At 71.3% G+C, this 12416-nt stretch carries 13 protein-coding genes and 1 riboswitch; of the genes, 2 read left to right on the top strand and 11 right to left on the bottom strand.

From position 1 onward, the window contains the following. The first annotated feature begins 416 nt into the window (after positions 1-416). Positions 417-689, top strand: coding sequence for a type II toxin-antitoxin system Phd/YefM family antitoxin (locus LWJ43_RS19325; protein ID WP_277333484.1), 273 nt, complete (start codon positions 417-419; stop codon positions 687-689). Next, the gene (locus LWJ43_RS19320; RefSeq protein ID WP_277333483.1) at positions 686-955 is read left to right on the top strand and encodes a type II toxin-antitoxin system RelE family toxin; all 270 of its coding nucleotides are present in this window, start codon (positions 686-688) and stop codon (positions 953-955) included. Before LWJ43_RS19325 ends, LWJ43_RS19320 begins: the two co-directional genes overlap by 4 nt. Positions 956-980: 25 nt before the next feature. On the opposite strand, the gene LWJ43_RS19315 is transcribed toward LWJ43_RS19320, so the two are convergent. The 11 genes from LWJ43_RS19315 to LWJ43_RS19265 all read right to left on the bottom strand — a co-directional run bounded on the left by LWJ43_RS19315 (position 981) and on the right by LWJ43_RS19265 (position 12412). Then, positions 981-1934, bottom strand: a complete 954-nt coding sequence (locus tag LWJ43_RS19315; protein ID WP_277333482.1) for a Ppx/GppA phosphatase family protein — start codon at positions 1932-1934, stop codon at positions 981-983. Between the two features lie 34 nt (positions 1935-1968). Then, entirely contained in the window at positions 1969-2511 is a 543-nt protein-coding gene (locus tag LWJ43_RS19310) for a DUF501 domain-containing protein (RefSeq protein WP_277335936.1), read from the bottom strand. A gap of 88 nt (positions 2512-2599) precedes the next feature. Continuing rightward, positions 2600-3070 carry an FtsB family cell division protein gene (locus tag LWJ43_RS19305; protein ID WP_277333481.1) on the bottom strand — a complete coding sequence of 157 codons (471 nt, stop codon included), beginning with the start codon at positions 3068-3070 and terminating at the stop codon, positions 2600-2602. Positions 3071-3164: 94 nt separating this feature from the next. Beyond that, entirely contained in the window at positions 3165-4451 is a 1287-nt protein-coding gene (gene eno / locus LWJ43_RS19300) for a phosphopyruvate hydratase (RefSeq protein ID WP_014155837.1), read from the bottom strand. Between the two features lie 334 nt (positions 4452-4785). Continuing rightward, positions 4786-5478: a LysM peptidoglycan-binding domain-containing protein gene (locus tag LWJ43_RS19295; protein WP_277333480.1), complete on the bottom strand. Its 693-nt coding sequence runs from the start codon at positions 5476-5478 to the stop codon at positions 4786-4788. Beyond that, positions 5479-5651: riboswitch (cyclic di-AMP (ydaO/yuaA leader) on the bottom strand. Positions 5652-5941: 290 nt separating this feature from the next. Beyond that, the gene (locus tag LWJ43_RS19290) at positions 5942-6955 is read right to left on the bottom strand and encodes a transglycosylase family protein (protein WP_277333479.1); all 1014 of its coding nucleotides are present in this window, start codon (positions 6953-6955) and stop codon (positions 5942-5944) included. A 105-nt stretch (positions 6956-7060) separates the two neighbouring features. Further along, positions 7061-8386, bottom strand: coding sequence for a cytochrome P450 family protein (locus LWJ43_RS19285; RefSeq protein ID WP_277333478.1), 1326 nt, complete (start codon positions 8384-8386; stop codon positions 7061-7063). Next, positions 8383-9369: a nucleoside triphosphate pyrophosphohydrolase gene (locus LWJ43_RS19280; protein ID WP_277333477.1), complete on the bottom strand. Its 987-nt coding sequence runs from the start codon at positions 9367-9369 to the stop codon at positions 8383-8385. Before LWJ43_RS19280 ends, LWJ43_RS19285 begins: the two co-directional genes overlap by 4 nt. A 29-nt stretch (positions 9370-9398) precedes the next feature. Beyond that, positions 9399-10055 (bottom strand): SurA N-terminal domain-containing protein, encoded by a 657-nt coding sequence (locus LWJ43_RS19275; RefSeq protein WP_277333476.1) that lies wholly within the window; start codon positions 10053-10055, stop codon positions 9399-9401. Between the two features lie 171 nt (positions 10056-10226). Then, on the bottom strand, positions 10227-11783 hold the full coding sequence (locus tag LWJ43_RS19270; RefSeq protein ID WP_277333475.1) for a serine/threonine-protein kinase: 1557 nt from the start codon (positions 11781-11783) through the stop codon (positions 10227-10229). Next, positions 11780-12412 carry a hypothetical protein gene (locus LWJ43_RS19265; protein WP_277333474.1) on the bottom strand — a complete coding sequence of 211 codons (633 nt, stop codon included), beginning with the start codon at positions 12410-12412 and terminating at the stop codon, positions 11780-11782. The genes LWJ43_RS19270 and LWJ43_RS19265 overlap by 4 nt, the downstream gene beginning before the upstream one ends. Between the last annotated feature and the right edge of the window lie 4 nt (positions 12413-12416).

The following is a 12416-nucleotide window of genomic DNA, read 5'->3' as shown; positions in this document are numbered from 1 at the left end:
CGGCGAACGTTGTTAACCACTTGTGAGCTGGCACTGGAGCCGCTGACGGGCATGAACCACCTGCCCGGGACGCCCGCGTGCCACACCCCCGAAACATCCCCGCACCACCCCCGCGCGGAACCGAGGACCGCCCGGACGGGCCCCCGGAGAAAGAACTTCGCCCAGTGGGGCCGAATTCCTTGTGAAGAAGTTCACGAACTTCGTCGCGGCACCTTGCGGGAGGCCTTCCCGGACGGGTCCGGGGAGGCCTCCCGCAAGCTCAGAAGTGCAGGCTGGAATGCGTTTGAGCATCAGCTCACCGCCCCCGCGGCGCTCCGGCGACCAGGCGGCCCGACCAGGCGGTCCCGTCGAGGATCGTGCGCGAACGCGACTCCCGACAGGCCCCACGTGTACACGTACACGCGTACACTGGCCGCATGACTGAGAACTCCGTGACCGTACGGGAAGCCCGCGCACACCTCGCCGACCACATCAACCGGGCCGAGGAGGGCGTCCCGACCGTCATCACACGCAATGGCGCCCCGGTGGCGGCCGTAGTGCCGATCTCGGACTTCGAAGCGTTGGAGGAAGCGGCCGATGTGATGCTGGCGCGCGAGGCCGAAGCGGTGCTGGCCGAGGGAGGCAGCACCGTGACCATGGCGGAACTGCTGGCGGACCTGTTCACCGAGCAGGACGGCGAGGCGGCGTGAAGTACGCCTTCCGCTTCACCACGGCGGCGCAGCGGCAACTGCGGGCCATCAGCCGCCCCGACGCCATGCGCATCCTGACCGCGCTGACCTCACTCGGTGACGACCCGTACCGCCAGGACGCCGACGTCAAGAGGTTCACCGGCCCGTCGGGCCTCTACCGGCTCCGGGTCGGAAGCTACCGAATCGCCTACCAGATCGACGATGGTGAACTCGTCATCCTCGTCGTCAAGGTGGGCGACCGGCGGGACGTCGACCGCAACCTGTGACGCCCCACCCGGCACCGGCACCGCCTCAGCGCGCCTCGGCTGCGCAGCTGTGAGCTATGCCGTCGAGGATGTCGTGTTCACTGACGACGACCTCGTGGGCCCCGGCCCGCTCCATCACGGCGAGCAGGACGACGGCCCCCGCGGCGATCACATCGACCCTCCCCGGGTGCATCGCGGGGATCGCGGCGCGTTCCTCGTGCGTCGAGGCGAGCAGCCGCTCCGTGATCTCCCGGACGCGCTCGACGGAGACCCGGGAGTGGTGGATCGCCTCGGAGTCGTACTCCTCCAGCCCGAGCGCCATCGCGGCCACGGTGGTGACCGTCCCCGCCAGGCCGACGAGCGTCGCCGCCGAGGAGATCGGCACGGTCTGCTCGGCGAGGTCCAGGGCGGCCCCGACGTCCGCGCGGATCGCGGCGATCCGGTCGGGCGTCGGCGGGTCCACCACGGCCCCGTCCACGACGAGATGACGCTCGGTCATCCGCACGCAGCCGATGTCGACGGACCGGGCGGCGCGGACACGGTCGTCGCCCACCACGAACTCCGTGGAACCGCCGCCGATGTCCACGACGAGGTACGGCTTCTCCAGGTGGTCGGCGCCCACCAGTTCCTTCGTGGCGCCGTCGAAGGAGAGCTGTGCCTCCCTGTCGCCCGTGACGACCTCGGGCTCGACGCCCAGGATCTCCAGGACACCGCGGACGAACGTGTCGCTGTTCTCCGCGTCCCGGGAGGCGGACGTGGCGACGAACCGGATCCGCTCGGCACCGAGCTCCTTGATCGCGGCCGCGTAGTCACGGCACGCGTCGAAGGTGCGCTCCAGCGCCTCGGGGGCCAGCCGGCCGGTGCGGTCGACACCCTGGCCGAGCCGGACGATCCGCATCCGGCGGTCGAGCTCGGTGAAGTCCCCGGTGGCGGGGTCCACGTCCGCCACGAGCAGGCGGATGGAGTTGGTACCGCAGTCGATGGCGGCAACGCGGGTCATGGGGCTCCTGTGGTCGTACGGGCGGTGCGGGAGGTCAGGACGCGTCGGGTCCGGCGTCGGAGCCGCACGGCGTGACGCACGGGCCCTTCGCCCACCACTCCGGCAGCATCGCGATGGCCTCGTCGCCCAGCGGGTTGACCCCGGGGCCCGCCACCAGCGAGTGGCCGACCAGGACGTGCAGGCACTTCACACGGTCCGGCATCCCGCCCGCGCTGGGGAAGCCCTCCAGCACCTCGATGGCGTCCCGGCGCGCGAGGTAGTCCTCGTGCGCGGCGCGGTAGGCGGCCGCCAGCTCTGGGTCCGTCGCCAGGCGCTCGGTCATCTCCTTCATGACCCCGTTGGCCTCCAGCGTGCCGATCGCCGACGCGGCACGCGGACAGGTCAGGTAGTACGTCGTCGGGAACGGCGTGCCGTCCTCCAGACGGGGCTGCGTCTCGACCACGTCCGGGTTGCCGCACGGGCAGCGGTGCGCGATGGCGCGCAGCCCACGCGGCGGCCGGCCGAGCTGGAGCTCGAACGCGGCGATGTCCGCAGCGGTGGGTGCGGTGGATTCGGTCTGCGGAGGGGGCGTGTCCATGCCTGCCTTGAATGTCATCGGTCGGACTGTATGAATCGGTGCGGGGACGGGGCACGGCCCGTGCCCCGGGTCCCGCACCGGTGCGGGGTCATTCCCGGTCGGCGCTGTCGACGCCGTCCCAGAGGTTCGAGTGCCAGGGCCGCCCCGTCGCCCCCGGCTCGCCGCGACGCACGTCGGCCGCGTCCGGGTCGACCACCGTATAGCCGGTCTCCCCGGGCAGCACGTAGTGCAGGTGCTGGCGCGCGAGACGGCGGACGTACGCGTCGTCCTTGAGCCGCGCCTTCTCGTCGCGCAGCTCCTCGGTCCGCCGGTGGGCCTCCTGCGAGAGCCTCTCCTGTTCCGCGATCTGGTCGCGCTGGGAGATGTACTGCCTCATGGGGTACGCCAGGGCGACCACGAGCGAGCAGACGATCAGCGCGAGGAACGCGGCCCGGCCGGTGAGCCGGGAGCGCCGTGCCTGGCGGCGGCTCTGGGACCGGTAGACGCGGGCCGCCGTCTGCTCCCCGAGCAGCCGCAGCCTGGTCGCGGTGGAGAACCGGTCGCGGTCCTTCCCGGCCATGTCTCACGCCTCCCCGTTACGCACGTCCGTCCCCGCACACGGTACGGGACCGGATGCGGGGACGGACGGAGGCTGGTGCTCCGGACTCGGGCTGTCAGCCCTCGAAGCGGAACCGCGGGAACGCCGAACGACCGGCGTACACCGCGGCGTCGTCGAGGATCTCCTCGATGCGCAGCAGCTGGTTGTACTTGGCGACGCGGTCCGAGCGGGCCGGGGCACCGGTCTTGATCTGGCCACAGTTCACGGCGACGGCGAGGTCGGCGATGGTGACGTCCTCGGTCTCACCGGAGCGGTGGGACATCATGCACTTGAAGCCGTTGCGCTGGGCCAGCTCGACGGCGTCGAGGGTCTCGGTCAGCGAGCCGATCTGGTTGACCTTGACCAGCAGGGCGTTGGCCGAGCCCTCCTCGATACCGCGGGCGAGACGCTCGGGGTTGGTGACGAACAGGTCGTCACCGACGATCTGCACCTTGGAGCCGAGCTTGTCGGTGATGACCTTCCAGCCCGCCCAGTCGTCCTCGTACAGCGGGTCCTCGATGGAGACCAGCGGGTACGCGGAGACGAGCTCCTCGTAGTACTCGGTCATCTCGGCGGCCGAGCGGGACTTGCCCTCGAACTCGTAGACGCCGTCCTTGTAGAACTCGGACGCGGCGACGTCGAGCGCGAGCGCGATGTCGCGGCCCGGGACGTAACCGGCCTCCTTGACGGCCTCGAGGATGAGGTCGAGGGCGGCGCGGTTGGACTCGAGGTTGGGGGCGAAGCCGCCCTCGTCACCGAGACCGGTGGACAGGCCCTTGGTCTTCAGGACCTTCTTCAGCGTGTGGTAGATCTCCGCGCCCCAGCGAAGGGCCTCGGAGAACGACTCGGCGCCGATCGGCGCGATCATGAACTCCTGGATGTCCACGTTGGAGTCGGCGTGCGAGCCGCCGTTCAGGATGTTCATCATCGGAACGGGCAGCAGGTGCGCGTTCGGGCCGCCGAGGTAGCGGAACAGCGGGAGGTCGGAGGCCTCGGACGCGGCGTGCGCCACGGCCAGCGAGACACCGAGGATGGCGTTGGCGCCGAGGGAGCCCTTGTTCTCGGTGGCGTCCAGGTCGAACATCGCCTGGTCGATGAGGCGCTGCTCGGTGGCGTCGTAGCCGACGAGCTCCGGGCCGATCTGCTCGATCACGGCGAGGACGGCCTTCTCGACGCCCTTGCCCTGGTAGCGGTTGGGGTCACCGTCGCGAAGCTCGATGGCCTCGAACGCGCCGGTGGAGGCTCCGGACGGGACAGCAGCACGTCCCGTGCTGCCGTCGTCGAGGCCAACCTCGACCTCGACCGTGGGGTTGCCCCGGGAGTCGAGGATTTCCCTGGCTACGACGACGTCGATGGACGGCACGAGGCATCTCCTTCTGGGATCTGACACTGGTTGTGCAGGGTCACTGTGGCCTTGCGCCACGAGCCTAACCGGCTCGGCCCGCTGCGTCGGCCGTCCGCCCGTCCCCTGGGACGAAAAAGGACCCAAGGGCCTGCATTACGGGCAAAGCTCCAGAATTCTACTGGCGAGTAACCACAAGAACTGAACGCGCGCCCTCGGGGCGGCCCTGCGGGCGCACCGGGATCACGCCCGCCGTGGAGCCCCTGACACGGCCGCGGCCCGGCGCGCGGGGGGTATGCGCGCCGGGCCGGGCCGGGCCGCCGGGGCAGGAGGGGGGACCCCGGACCGGTTGCGACTACTTCAGGTGGAGCTGCTGCCCCGGGAAGATCAGGTCCGCGTCGTCGACGATGTCGTCGTTCAGCTTGAAGAGCTTCTCCCAGCCGCCCTTGACCTTCTTGGCGTCGGCGATCTTGCCGAGGGTGTCGCCGGCCTTCACCTTGTACTCGCCGTCGCCCTTCTCGACCTTCTGGCCGGTCGGGGTGGTGACGGTCTTCTCGGGAGCCGTGCGCTTCTCGCTGCGCGTGGTGGGCTGCTCGGCCTTGCGCTCCGGCGCGGCCTGCGGGTCCGTGTCGCCGTTCTTGCCGGAGCCGGTGTCGACGCCCGGGTCCACACCGTCGTTCGTCAGGCCGCCGGCACCGGCGCAGGCCCAGGCTCCCGGGCCCTGCAGTTCGAGGAGCTTCTCGGCGGTGGCTATCTGCTGGCCCTTGGTGGCCAGGTCGGCGCGGGCGGCGTACTGCGTACCGCCGGCGGCGGCCCAGCTGGACGCCGAGAACTGCAGACCGCCGTAGTAGCCGTTGCCGGTGTTGATGGACCAGTTGCCACCGGACTCGCACTGGGCGACGGCGTCCCAGGTGTCGACGGAGGCGGCGGAGGCACCGGTCGCGCCCATCAGCGGGACGGCGACGGCGGCACCGGTGACACCGGCCAGGGTCGCGATGCGGACGGCCTTGGACGGGCGACGGTGCTTGCCCTTGCTGGAAAGCAGCATGGTTCTCCTCACCGACGCCTACGAGGTGAGCTGTCGGGTTCGGGCCTGTGAGTTGCCCGGCCACCCGCACTCGCGGACGGCTTCACCCCCAGCCGGTCCTCCAGCCGTCTTCCGACGGCCGGGTACCGGCACTTACCTGGGTCCCCCGCTCCTGCCTACGGCGCTTTACGCGTCGGTCCCCTTCGGCCGACGGCAGGATTCGGCGTGACGGTCGAAGGTGCCCGCGGTGCGAGCGGCTCCGACCGTAGACACACGCAACCCCCACATTCAAAGATGGACATAACGGCTAATCAGCACTTAACGGCTCCGCCCTGCGGTTTGTTTTCGCAGGTCATGGCCAAAATGGACGGACCGGACGGACCGAGCGCACCAGTTGACGCAAAGAGACCCATGTCTCACTTACGCATAAGTGGACATAGGTCTCTTAACTGCCCCCGCTTTCGGGGTGTTTTCCCGCTTTTGATCAGTTGGCCGCAGCGGTCTCCGGAGCCACCGGCTCCTGCGTGTCCGCCCCGAGTCCGAGTTCCAGGCTCTGGCCGGGCAGGATCAGGTCCGGGTCGGAACCCAGCTCGTCCTTGTTGGCCTCGTAGAGAGCGGTCCAGCCGCCGGCGAGCTCCTGCGTGTCGGCGATCGCCCAGAGGTTGTCGCCCTCGCGGACGGTGTACGTCCCCTCGGCGCCCTCACGGGCCCCGGAGTCACCGCGTGAGGCGTGCCGGCCGGACTCGCGCCCCTCGTCCAGCTCCGACCCGGCGCTGCCCTCGGCGCTGCCCTCGGGAGCCGGCGTGCCGCGGTGCTTCCCGCCCTTCGCCGCGTCACCCTTCGCCGCGTCGCCCTTCGCCGTGTCGTCCTTCGCCGCGCCGGAAGCCTCGGGGGACGGAGTGGCGGACTGCGACGCGCCGGTCCTGTCCGCTTCGTCGCTCTCGGCCGCCGTACCGCCGGAGGTGTTCCCCTTCGCCTCGCCCTTCGAGCCGGCGTCGTCCTGCCGGTCCGCGTCGTCCGCCGTGGACGACGGATCCGTCGCCTCGGCGGAGGGCGTCCCGGTGGCGGTGCCGGAGGCCTCGGCCGAAGGATCGCCGCCCGGGTCGATGCCCGGCAGGGTCCCGTCCAGGGCCAGCCCGGAGATCACGGCGCAGCTGGGCCACGCCTGCGGCCCCTTGTCGTCCAGCACCTTCTCGGCGACGGCTATCTGCTGCGAGCGGCTCGCGAGGTCGGCGCGAGAAGCGAAGTCCGTACCTCCGTAGGCCTTCCAGGTGTCCTGCGAGAACTGCAGGCCTCCGTAGTAGCCGTTGCCCAGGTCGGCACTCCACATGCCGCCGCTCTCGCATTCGGCGACCCGGTCCCAGGTCGACGCGTCGGCGGCTTGTGCGCCGCCCGCGCCGAGCAGCGGGATGGCGATGGCCGATCCGGTCACGCCTGCGGCGACGACGATGGCGGGTGCCTGGCGAGGGCGGCGGTGTCTGCCGGTCGCGGAGCCCATGGGATTGCCTTCCGTGTGACTGACATGTGACGGGTGAGTCGAACGGTGAACCTAGCCCTACTCGAACGTGTGTCACAAGTCGATGCAGCGGAGATCACGTGAAAGTCACAGAGTTGACAGCGTGTCACCTTCCCCCGCCGGCCGTACGGGACCGAACTCCACGGGAAGGGTGCGTAGTCCACGCATGATGAGCCCGCCGCGCCAGCGCAAATCGGCAGGTTCCGCAGCGAGCCGCAGGTCGGGGAGGCGTCGCAGCAGTGTCGCCAGAGCCACCTGCCCCTCCAGGCGGGCCAGCGGAGCTCCCAGGCAGTAGTGGATTCCGTGCCCGTAGCCCAGGTGCTGGTTGTCACTCCGAGCGAGATCCAGGGTGTCCGCATTCTGGAATCTGTCCGGATCCCGATCCGCGGCGGCCAGAACCACGAGTACGGGGTCCCCGGCCGCGATGTCCTGTCCTCCCAGGGTCACGGGCTCGGTGGCGTAGCGCCATGTCGCGAGCTCCACCGGCCCGTCGTAGCGCAGCAGCTCCTCGATGCCCGTGGCGAGCAGTTCCGTCTCCCCCGCCGCCAGGGAGCGTTGCAGCCGCTCGCGCTGGGACGGATCGCGCAGCAGTGCGTAGGTGCCGTTGCCGATGAGGTTCACCGTCGTCTCGAAACCGGCGAACAACAAAATGAACGCCATGGCGGCTGCCTCGTTCTCGCTGAGGTGCTCGCCGTGGTCGCTCGCCCGGATCAGCCCCGAGATCAGGTCGTCACCCGGGCTCTCCCGCTTGCGGTGGATGAGCTCGGCGAGATAGCCGCGCATCTTCTTGACCGATCTGGCGACCCCGCCGCGCGGCCCCCCGCCGTGCCGGATCATCATGCCCGCCCAGTCACGGAAGTCGTCCTGGTCCTCGCGCGGCACGCCCAGCAGGTCGCAGATCGCGTAGATGGGCAGGGGGAACGCGAAGTCGTGGATGAGGTCCGCCTCCCCCTTCTCGGCGAAGCCGTCGATGAGGCGGTCCGTCAGCTCCTGCACGCGCGGCGCGAACTCCGCGACCCGGCGCGGGGTGAACGCCTTGGACACGAGCCGGCGCAGCCGGGTGTGGTCCGGCGGGTCGATGTTCAGCAGGTGCGTCGTCAGCTCCGCCTTGCGCTCCCCGGGGATGCCCGTCTTGCCCTTGGCGTTCGCGGACCCCGCGTGGTGGGCCGGGTTCTTGGAGAGCCGGGTGTCGGCGAGTGCCTGCCGGGCGTCGGCGTACCGGGTCACCAGCCAGGCCTCGACCCCGCTGGGCAGCGTCGTGCGGTGCACGGGGCTGTGTTCGCGGAGCCAGGCGTAGGCGGGGTACGGGTCGGTGGCGAACTCCCAGGTGAAGAGTTCGGGAGCTGCGTCCGGCGCGGAGGGCGTATCGGCCGCCGCGTCCGGCGCGGAGGGCGTATCGGGGCTGTCGTTCACCCCTCGACGCTATCCGGGCCGGCCCCGAGTCCCTCCGCCGCCCGGATCGCGTCCCGGTAGGCGCGGGCTGCGGCCCGCAGGGCGGCCTCCGGGTCCGTGCCGTCCTGCTCCGCCCGTACCGCTAGAGCCAGCAGGCGGTAGCCGACCCCCTCGCCCTCGGGGAGCGCGGTGCCGAGGCCCGCGGCGCGGGCCCTGCTGCCGAGCTTGGCCGCCAGCGCCAGGCCCGGCTGACCGAGCGGCACCCCGTCGGTGACCGACGCGCGCTGCTTCTCGATCGCCTTCGTGCGGAGCCAGTGGGCGTGGACGTCCTCCGGCGTCTCGGCGGTCTCGTCGCCGAACACATGGGGATGACGGTGGATCAGCTTCTCGACGATCGTGGCCGCGACGTCGTCGATGCCGAACGGCTCCTCCTCGTCCTCCTGCGCGATGCGCGCGTGGAAGACGACCTGCAGCAGGACGTCGCCGAGTTCCTCGCGCAGTTCCTCGCGGTCACCGTCCTCGATGGCCTCGACCAGTTCGTACGCCTCCTCGATGGCGTACTTCGCGAGGCCCTTGTGCGTCTTCTGCGAGGTCCACGGGCATTCGAGCCGGATCCGGTCCATCACCTGGACCAGATCCAGGAGCCGGGCGCCGGGCAGGTCGTACGAACCGGGCAGCAGCTCCAGGTCCGGCATCTGCACCCGGCCCGAACCGCCGAGACGGGCCAGTCCGTCGGTGAGCGGCTGGTTCCCCTCGCCGCCCACCAGCACCACCACGGTCCGGCCGCCCGCGCAGTCGTCCACCAGTTCCTCGGCCGTGGGCGCGACGTGCTCGACGGCGACCCCCGCCTCCTCCAGATACGGCAGCTGCGGATGGTCCCGCTCGGCGCACAGCACCCGGTCGGCGGCCCGCAGCGTCTGCCAGGCGGGCCAGGACAGCAGACCGGGGGCGACCCGGTGGCTGGCGGTGAGCAGGACGATGCGGCCGGGGTCTTCAGCGTTCACACCCCGAACCTACCCGTGGCCGGGCCGGGTCAGGCGCCTGCCTCCGGGTCCTGGCCCTGCACGGGCGTGACCTGGGTGATCCACGGCGCCTTGTACGTGCTGAGCTGGACCTTCTGGTTGTCCCAGCTGCCGTAGCGCGGGTTGACGTCGATGCGGAGCGCCTTCGACGCCTCGGTGAGCGCCTGTCCGACGGCCTGCACGCCGGCGGGGCTCTGCAGGTCGGCGCCGAGCGACCGGGCCAGCTTCTGGAGCTGGACCTCCTGGCGCAGGCTCGCCTCGATCTGGCCGGGCGCGACCCAGCGCTGCTCCAGCATCAGGGTCCGCACGCCCTCCTCGCCGCCGGACTGCTCGGCGGCGACGCCTCGGATCTGCTGGATCTCCTTGCGGCTGACGCTCACCCCGGCGTCCTTCGCGGCCCGGTCCAGGACCCGTCCGAAGATCAGCCCGGACAGCTTGACCCGGGTCAGCTGGCCCGACTTCGCGACCAGTTCCTCGGACTGCTCCGACTTCTGCTGCGCGGTCCGCACGTCGGCCGCCTGCGCCTGGACGGTGGCCACGTCGATCCGGTCGCCTCCGACCACGGCCGCGGCACCGGGGTGGGCCTCGCCGCCGCAGGCGGTCAGGAGGGGTGCCGCGAGGAGCGTTGCGGCGGAAAGGGCGAGCGCGGTGCGACGACGGCGGTGCAAAGGAGCCTCCCGGGGAGAGTTTGTGCATCAGTGCACAAAGCCTTGCGGTGATCGATGTTAGGCAGTGGACGTGATTCGGGCCACTGCTTCGACCAACGATTTCCTGACCGGTCAGTGTGGGGTCGGGGACGAAATCCCCTTCCGTCCCGCCGTTCCCGGCCGTCCTGGAGCTCACCTCGAGCCGCGCACCTCCTGGTGGTGGGTCAGTTGGCGGCGGAGCTCCGTGGGGAGCGGGTGGTGAGGGCCGTAGGCGCGTTCGGTGTCGTACAGGAGGGCCTGCAACTGCCCGCGGCCCGCCGTGTGGTCGCCCACCCCCAGCAGGAGATGGGCGATCCGCCTGCGGATGTCGAAGGCCCGGCCGGGACCGCTGGAGGTCGCGTAGCCGTTCTCGTAACAGGGGAGGACCGCGCGGTACTCGGCGAGCGCGGCGGCCGCCTCACCCAGCTGCTCCAGGCACAGCGCCGCGTCGTAACGGAACTGCAGGGTCTGGGGGTCGGCGGGCCCCGCCTCCGCCGTGCGGTCGTCGGCGAGGCGGCGGAGCTCCGGGAGGGCGCGGCGGTACTGGCCGTCGTCCATCAGCGTGGCCGCGTACTGCTTGCGCAGGATCCGTACGACCGGTGAGTGTTCGCCGTGCTCCTCGGCCGCGGCGGGCAGGATTCCCCCGAGGATGTCGACGGCCTGGGTGATGCGGCCCTCGCCGAGCAGTCGATTCACGTCGTCGACGGCCTGCGCCACGTCCGGCCGGGCGGGCGGCTCGTGAGGTGGGGCGGGGGCCTGCTGGACGGGGGCCGGCGCCGATGCCGGCACGGCCGCCCGGTCGGGCCAGGGGGCGTGCGGGCGGAGGAACGGGCGGGTCGGGTCGAGCGGGCCCGAGGGCGAGCCGGCGCCGGGCAGCAGGGGCCGCAGGGACTCGTAGACCTCCTGGGCGGAGGCGGGCCGGTGCTGCGGGTCCTTGGAGAGCAGCCGCAGGACGAGTGCTTCGAGCGCCTCGGGGACCTCGGGCCTGAGATGGCGGACCGGGAGCGGCGGCTCGTAGAGATGGCGGTGCAGGACACCCAGGGCGGTCGATCCGGCGAACGGAACGTCACCGCTGAGGAGCTCGTGGAGGAGCACACCGAGCGCGTACAGGTCGGTGTAGGGGCCGACCGCGCCGCCCATCGCCTGTTCCGGGGCCATGTAGGCCGGGGAACCGACCGGGGAGCCCGTGTGGGTCAGGCGGGTCGTGTCGGTGTCCATGACGGAGGCGATGCCGAGGTCGAGCACCGTGAGGGTGCCGTCGGGCTTCACCATCGCGTTTCGGGGCTTGAGGTCGCGGTGGACGATCGGCACCGCGTGCACCGCGGAGAGCACCGCGCACAGCTGGGCGGCGACCGCCACGGCCCAGGGCCACGGGTAGGGGTCGTGCTCGGCCAGGTGGTCGGCGAGGTCCGCTCCCTCGACGTACTGCATGACGAGGTAGAGGTCCTCGCCGTCGCTCCCCGCGTCATGGACGGTGACGAGACCGGGGTGGTCGACCTGCGCGGTGACCCGGCACTCGCGGACGAAGCGGCGGCGCAGATCGTCGGCGGCCTCACGGCCGGAGGGGCCCGCCACCCGGTCGGGACGCAGGAGCTTCACCGCGACCCTGCGGTCGAGCCGCTGGTCGTACGCCGTCCAGACCTGACCCATGCCGCCCTGGCCGAGAATCGTCGCCAGCGCGTAACGCCCGGCGATGACACGCCCGTTCACCGGCCGTCACCCTCCTTGCGGAGGTAGTGGCTCAGCTCGTCGAGCTCGGCCCGCACCTGGTCCAGGCGCTGGGGCGGACCGGCCGGCCTCGGCGGAACGGCCGGAGACGCGGGCGGGGGCACCGGGGCCTGCGGGGCCGGGGCGGGCGGGTAGCCGTAACCCGCCGGCGGCGGACCGGCGGCGGTCGGGTGCGGTACGTATGCGCCGTATCCCGGTGGGACGTGGGGCGAGGGAAGGTGGCCGGGGCGGGGACCGCCGTAGCGCCCGTACGGCTCCTCCGTGCCGAAGTGCCTCAGGTCCGTGTACAGGTAGTACGCGATCACACCGGCCACGACGCCGATCAGCCAGCCCATGCCTATCAGCGCCTGGGTGTCCGTCATCTTCTCCGGATCGTCGGGCGTGGCCAGGATGAAGACGAACAGCCCGACGTTGAGCACGAACACCACGGCCAGCAGGACCCAGTCCCGGCGCCTGCGGGTGACGATCGCGAGACGCAGCATCGCCCCCCAGGCGAGGAACCCGCAGCTCACCACGGTCAGCGTCACGAAGACCACGCGCAGCAGATTCAACGTCGCCGGGGACGGACGACGCTGCGGCGGCCACTCCGGCGGATAGCCGTAGCCATGCATGAGC

Origin of the sequence: Streptomyces sp. JH34, from assembly GCF_029428875.1 — a bacterium.
Taxonomy (GTDB): Bacteria; Actinomycetota; Actinomycetes; order Streptomycetales; family Streptomycetaceae; genus Streptomyces.
This window is presented reverse-complemented; position numbering and strand designations above follow the sequence as displayed.

Excerpts from the sequence above, each read along its gene's own strand:
- LWJ43_RS19305 (WP_277333481.1), bottom strand. The coding sequence starts at position 3,070 with ATGGCCGGGAAGGACCGCGACCGGTTCTCCACCGCGACCAGGCTGCGG.
- LWJ43_RS19290 (WP_277333479.1), bottom strand. The coding sequence starts at position 6,955 with ATGGGCTCCGCGACCGGCAGACACCGCCGCCCTCGCCAGGCACCCGCC.
- LWJ43_RS19315 (WP_277333482.1), bottom strand. The coding sequence starts at position 1,934 with ATGACCCGCGTTGCCGCCATCGACTGCGGTACCAACTCCATCCGCCTG.
- LWJ43_RS19265 (WP_277333474.1), bottom strand. The coding sequence starts at position 12,412 with ATGCATGGCTACGGCTATCCGCCGGAGTGGCCGCCGCAGCGTCGTCCG.
- LWJ43_RS19310 (WP_277335936.1), bottom strand. The coding sequence starts at position 2,511 with ATGGACACGCCCCCTCCGCAGACCGAATCCACCGCACCCACCGCTGCG.
- LWJ43_RS19295 (WP_277333480.1), bottom strand. The coding sequence starts at position 5,478 with ATGCTGCTTTCCAGCAAGGGCAAGCACCGTCGCCCGTCCAAGGCCGTC.
- LWJ43_RS19325 (WP_277333484.1), top strand. The coding sequence starts at position 417 with ATGACTGAGAACTCCGTGACCGTACGGGAAGCCCGCGCACACCTCGCC.